The sequence below is a fragment of the Cupriavidus sp. CuC1 genome, assembly GCF_044627735.1.
Classification (GTDB): domain Bacteria; phylum Pseudomonadota; class Gammaproteobacteria; order Burkholderiales; family Burkholderiaceae; genus Cupriavidus; species Cupriavidus ulmosensis.
Map to the genome: position 1 here is coordinate 46,327 of NZ_JBIUHC010000071.1, position 6,000 is coordinate 52,326.

4 protein-coding genes are annotated in these 6,000 nt (G+C 67.2%); all 4 read right to left on the bottom strand.

Annotated elements, in window-relative coordinates:
- Positions 1-14: 14 nt before the first annotated feature.
- A complete protein-coding gene (locus ACGLHR_RS27530; protein WP_400097409.1) occupies positions 15-779 on the bottom strand; it encodes a flagellar brake protein in 765 nt (254 codons plus the stop codon).
- A gap of 467 nt (positions 780-1,246) precedes the next feature.
- Positions 1,247-2,848 (bottom strand): efflux transporter outer membrane subunit, encoded by a 1,602-nt coding sequence (locus ACGLHR_RS27535; protein WP_400097411.1) that lies wholly within the window; start codon positions 2,846-2,848, stop codon positions 1,247-1,249.
- 5 nt (positions 2,849-2,853) lie between these two features.
- The gene (locus ACGLHR_RS27540; protein ID WP_400097413.1) at positions 2,854-4,839 is read right to left on the bottom strand and encodes a glycosyltransferase; all 1,986 of its coding nucleotides are present in this window, start codon (positions 4,837-4,839) and stop codon (positions 2,854-2,856) included.
- A gap of 2 nt (positions 4,840-4,841) precedes the next feature.
- Positions 4,842-6,000: hypothetical protein (locus tag ACGLHR_RS27545; RefSeq protein ID WP_400097414.1), on the bottom strand; the 1,159-nt coding region annotated here is incomplete at its 5' end.

Genomic DNA, 6,000 nt, shown 5'->3' on the forward strand with positions numbered 1-6,000 from the left:
GGCGCCCATCGTGCTCATTCGCGGCCCGCCAGTTCGATGCGGTAGACCAGCCGCTGGAGGAAGGTCCGCTGACCGGGGGCGAGAGCGACAAAGGTGCAGCCGATGTGATGCATGGTACTCTGGCCTTCCCAGGCTAGACCGTGCCCGACCACCTGGAGGTCGAACTCCAGTTCGCCCTGGCTGCGAAAGTCAAGCCTGCACTTCTGCAAGATCGTTCCCGCCGGAAACCGGTCGGTAAGCGCATCCTTGGAGCGAAGGCCCACACCGGACAGCGAGATGTCGGCGATATCCAGCTGCAGAAGTTGGTGGTCGGGTGTGTGTAGCTCCCAGCGTTCGCCCAAAGCGGCCTGCGGTCGTGCACGAGGCTGGCGGCGGCGCTCGAAATGGTAGAGCTCAGATGGGAAGGTTGCGGCGCAGGCCGGGCCGCCCTGATACTTGATCAGGTATGGTCTGCCGATGATGAATTCAATCCTGACATCGCGCAGCACAGCGGAGACGGCAATCTCGTCCGATGTCAGCACCAGATGCCGCTCGGCATCCGTGCGGCATCCGTCGAAGATGAGCGTACAGGCTACGGGGTCAACCTTCAGCAATGTGGTGGCAATCTTGTAGCCGTCGCGCGCACCTAGTCGAACAACGCACTTCAACCAAGCGAGATCGAGCAGCACCGCACTGATTTGTATGGGAAGGGTCAACCGTTGGCAGTCATCCAATGGGCCAATGCTTGGCGCTTGCGTGCTATTGGGTTGATGCTTGGCATTGGAATTGTTGAGGCTCACGAAAATCCTTCAATAGAAAAGGGAATCGACGAGGGCTGCTTTTCGATTCTAGCGGCGGTTTGGGTGTGCGGGCAGCCCCAACAAAGACCTTTGGGTGCATCGCCGCGACACGACAGATAACGGCAGAAAGCAGCAAGACTTCAGCCCCTGAGTTGGAAGGGGCAAGCAAGTAAGGTGTGGGCCACACGACGAGCAGCCACTGCTCGGGGCGCAGGCGTGCCTTGCCGCTATTGCCGCCGGCGTGGCGCACGCGTACGGCGGCAAAGCGCCCGCTGAGCGTTTCGTCATCGCACACTCTAGCCATGTGGTCGCCGGCCTCGCCATCCAGGCGCAGGCAGCCGAGCTGAGAATCTCTCGGCGCCATGTCTGATCAAGGTGTCGGACGCCTACATGAGCGCTCCGGTGCGCATCATGTTCGTGGGCAAGGAGACAAACGGGCGGCGGGTAGCCGTCATCCTTGTACGGCTTCAGCGCGTCGGCAAGACGGCGGCACCCTGCGCCACCGCGGGCGGCGATGCTGCCGACGAAGTGGCTGGCGCGCTTGCAATAGCCGGGGCGCTGGAGGACGGCGTACCCGGGGACGTAGATGAGGACGTAGCCGTGGCTGCCGGCGCATTGCCACGCGCAACCGTGCGCTCCGACCACCCTCCACCGAGCGCCTTGTACAGCGCGACACGGCTGGTCAGGCGGGCCAGCCGGATGGTGGCCAGGGTCTGCTGCGCGGTGTAAAGCTGGCGCTGGGCATCGAAGACCGAGAAATAATCATCCACGCCGTTCTTGAAGCGCATCTCCGACAGCCGCTGGGTTTCGCCCACTTCCTTGACCAGGGTCTCCTGCGCCGCCGCCTGGCGATCGTAGGTACCCCGCGCGGCCAGGCCATCGGCCACTTCGCGAAAGGCGGTCTGTATCGTCTTTTCATAAGCGGCGATATTGATGTCCTTCTGCACCTTGGAGGCGTCAAGCCGGGCCTGGTTGCTGCCGGCATTGAAGATCGGCATGGTGATCTGCGGCGCGAAAGTCCACGCGCCCATGCCTGCCGCGAACAGGCCAGACAGGTTGGTACTGGCGGTGCCGACCGCGGCGGTCAGCGAAATGGTCGGGAAGAAGGCCGCCCGCGCCGCGCCGATATCGGCGTTGGCCGCTTTCAGGCGGTGTTCGGCTGCCATGATGTCCGGTCTTTGCTGCAGCAATGCCGACGGCAGGCCGGCTGGCAGCTCGGCGACCAGGCCGGGCGATTCGAACGGCTCGCCCGGCGGCAGGTCTTGTGGCAGTGGGCCGCCAATCAGCAGGCCGAGGGCGTTCTCATCCTGCGCCACCTGCCGCGTGAATTGCTCCACGCCCACGCGTGCGGTTTGCACCTGGGTATCGGCGCGGTGCAGGTCGAGCTGCGCCATGGCGCCCGCGCGTTTGCCGCGCCCTACCATTTCCGCGGCGGCCTGCTGGCTCTTCAGCGTGTCTTCGGATATTTGCAGCAGTGCCTGGTCGGCGCGCCAGGTCAGGTAAGCGCTGGCGACTTCGGCAACCAGGCTGATGTGGGCGCTGCGGCGCGCTTCCTCGGTGGCGAGGTACTGCTCCAGCGCCTCGTGCTTGAGGCTGCGTACGCGCCCGAAGAAATCCAGCTCGAACGCGTTGAAGCCGACGCCCGCGCTGTACTGGTTGATGACGGACGACTGTCCAGGTGCGCGCAGGTCGCTGGGCACGCGCTGGCTGACCAAGCCCGCGCTGGCGTCGATCGCGGGGAACTGCGCGGCACGCTGGATGCGGTACTGGGCACGCGCCTGTTCGATGGCGAGCGTGGCAACGCGCAGATCGCGGTTGTTGGCCAGCGCCAGCTCGATCAGGCGCCGCAGGCGCGCATCGGCGAAGAAATCCTGCCAGCCGAGGTCGGCGGCGGCGGTGTTCGCATTGGCCGCCGCCGGCGTGCCGGGCGCGTAGGCGGGGCCGGTGGGCCATGCCTGCGGCACCGGCTGCGCGGGACGCTGGTAAGTGGGCTCCAGGGTGCAGGCGGCGAGGGCTAGCGGCAGGGCGGCGCAGAGGGCGCGCAGGGTCGGGCTGGGGGTCTTGTGCATGGGATTCAACCGGAAAAGGCGCGCCACATAAGCCGCGAGATGGCCAGCCGGGGATTGCCCCGGTGGGCGATGTTGTGACCGGGCTCGCTGAAGAGCAGGCGGATCAGGCGATGGCGCGTGGCCATATCCAGATGCAGGGCGAGCCCGAGCAGCTTGCCTTGCCGGCGCGCGATCCGGCAGGGCACCCACCCTGTCGCCTCCATCCAGACCGCGCCCTCGGCACCGACAGGTATCGCCGGCGCCATCGCGCTGGTAATGGCGACGCCATTGCAGGACAGGTTCACGGTGGTGGCGGTGTATTCGTGCCCGGCGCAGGCCACCTTGCCGTTGATGCGCAGCAGCGCCCGCTCGTGATGGGGAAAGCGTTCCTCCTTGCGGGGCCGTGGCAGTTCCACGCAGACCAGCAGCGAAGTCAGGTAGAGCACCATCGACACGGCGGTCCAGGCGACGTTGAAGACGAGTCCCGACGCGGCTGCATCGGCGGCCACCGCGCGCGCCAGGCCCATGCCGGAAAGCACGATCAGGCAGCCATACAGCGCGGCGAACTTGCCATGAATCACAAGCTTGCTGCGGTCCAGCCCCTTGTTGGTGACCTTGAAAGGACGCCCGAACGGTTTGAAGAATGCGCTGATCAAAGTCGCCGTGACCGCCAGCGAGGCGACGATCTGCGTGACCTCGGTAAAGATGGGCAGCGCGCGCGAGCCCGTTACCCAGATGCTGTAGGCCCAGTAGAGCAGCAGCGCGGGCACGCCGTAGGCAAGGAACTGCATCGGCTCGCCATACAGGGTCGGCACATCGAAGTACCAGTACAGCAAAGGCCCGGCGAGCAGCATCAGGGTGAAAGGCCGGCTCAGCCAGTGCAGCAGGCCATGCACGTAATGCAGGCGTTGCCCCAGCGTGTAGCCGCGCCCGCGCAGCGGCCCGTCGGCCGTGAGCGCGACCTGGATCGTGCCCAGGCCCCACCGGCTGCGCTGGCTGATGTATTCGGGCAGGCCTTCGGCGGACAAGCCCACGCTCAGGCGTTCGTTGAGCCAGCGCGTGATGTAGCCGTGCGGCATCAGGCGGTAGGTCAGGTGGATATCCTCGGTGACCGTGCCGGTGGGAAAGCCGCCGATCAGCCCCAGCAGGTCGCGCCGGACCACGAAGGAGGTACCGATGCAAAAGGCGGTGCCCCAGGCATCCTTGGCGGGCTGCATCACATCGAAGAAGGCGCGCTGCTCGTCGACCCAGCATTCGGTCGAGCGCAGGTTGTACTGGATCGGGTCCGCGTTGTAGTAGAACTGCGGCGTTTGCACCACGCCTACCTTGGGGTCGCCGAACAGTCCGATGGTGCGCAGCAGGATGTTCTTGTTAGGGGCGAAGTCGGCGTCGAGCACCATGATGTAGGGCGCGCCGCCGCCATGCTCCGCGCGCGCGCTATGGCGCAGCCCGTTGTTGAGGTTGCCGGCCTTGGCGTGCGTGTTGTCGGGGCGCGTGACATAGCTGGCGCCAACCTGCGCACAGAACGCTTTCAGCCAGTCGCGGCGGGTGTCGTCGAGCACCCACACGCGAAAATCCGGATAGTCGATCGCCAGCGCGGCAACGATGGTCTTCTCCAGTATCTCCAGCCCTTCGTTGTAGGTGGCAATGAAAATATCCACCCGCGGCACCGAGCGGCTGCGCCGCAGCGCGGCCTCGCCCGCGTCCGCCGCCGGCGTATGGTTGCTGCCGCGGGTCAGCGTGACGATGGAGATCAGCGTGTAGCTGATCGTCATCAATTCGAACCCGAAGAAGACGTGCGCCCACAGGCTCGGGAAGGTCATGTGCCAATCGGGCAGCGTCTGGGTCCAGCGCCAGGCGATGTAGACCAGCAGCAGCGTCGCGGTGATGGCGCCGAACACACTGCGGTCCGAGGCGCTGGCGCGGTCCCCTCGCATGCAAAGCCAAGCCAGCAGCAGGGTGGCGGCGTTGATGCCGAGCAGTGTCCTGCCATCGAGGAAGAATTCGAACATGGTTACTCCTGGCGCGGGGAGGCAGGATCGGCGCTGCCGCAAGTGGCCTGCAGGCATCCGGATGGACGGAACGGGTTCCAGCCTGCCGCCGCGAGCACGGCCCATGCGGTCGCGCCGAGGTGCGGCAGGTGGTAGTAGTAGAAATCCTCCGTGGTGGATGTCGGCCCGATCGAGAGGCCGGTGCGGATGCGTTGCTCCGGCGTGGCGTAGAGCAGGCCGGAAGGCGCGCGCTGCGATAGCAGCAGCGGCCACAGCGCGGCGGTGTCCTGCGCGCGGTTGCTGGCGCGCAGCACCAGCGCGGCCTGGCCGGTGCCCTCCGTCCAGACGCCGTCGGGGTTGCCATTGAAGCCGTAGCCGCCCTTGACGCCATGGCGCTCGCGGGTCCAGTCCAGGCCCCTGCGCCAGTCCGCGGGCGGCTCCGGGATGGCGATCAGCGGCCACAGCACCGCGTCGAGCGCCGACGGGCCGCTGTTGAGGGAGCGGCCATCGTCGCGCGTGCCGATGACAAAGCGGCCTTCGCGCGGCTGCCACATCGCCTCGACGAAGCCGCGCGCGCGCCGCGCCGCCGCCGGCCAGCGCGGATCGTCGCTGCGCCGCGCCAGCCAGCTGAACGCGGCATAGGCATCCACGTTGTGCTCGGTGGACTTCCAGGTCTGGCGCACCGGGCTGGGCTCCTCGCCGAAGTAGCCGCCGATAAAGCCGCCCGGGGCGCCGGCATCGAACAGGGTGGCGTCGACCCAGCCCATCAGCGCGCCGGCGCTGTCGAGATAGCGGCGTTCGTGGGTGGCGTCGTAGACGGCCAGCAGCATCAGCGCGGCCCATGCCACATTGCCGGTGGCGGTGCCGGCCTGGTAGGCGTCCTCGAACCAGCGCTGGCTCGGCGTGTCCCACCAGCCGGGCAAGGGCGCGGGGCCAGCCGGCAACGCGCCGGCGCGATAGGCATTACGCAGGCGGCCATCGTGGTAGTGACGGTCGCGCGCGCTGGCCGCCACCATGGCATCGGCAATGCGGCGCGCATCGCCGACGCGGTGGCAGGCCACCAGCGCCACGCCGGCGAGCGCGTTGTCGTAGACGAATGCCGCCTGCTGCAGGGCGGGCGCGAGCGGGCCTTGCCCAGGCGCCGGTTCGTAGCTGCCGAGCAGCGCCGGGCCCTTGCCCGGC

Coding starts and splice junctions, on each gene's coding strand:
- ACGLHR_RS27535 (WP_400097411.1), bottom strand. CDS start 2,848: ATGCACAAGACCCCCAGCCCGACCCTGCGCGCCCTCTGCGCCGCCCTG.
- ACGLHR_RS27540 (WP_400097413.1), bottom strand. CDS start 4,839: ATGTTCGAATTCTTCCTCGATGGCAGGACACTGCTCGGCATCAACGCC.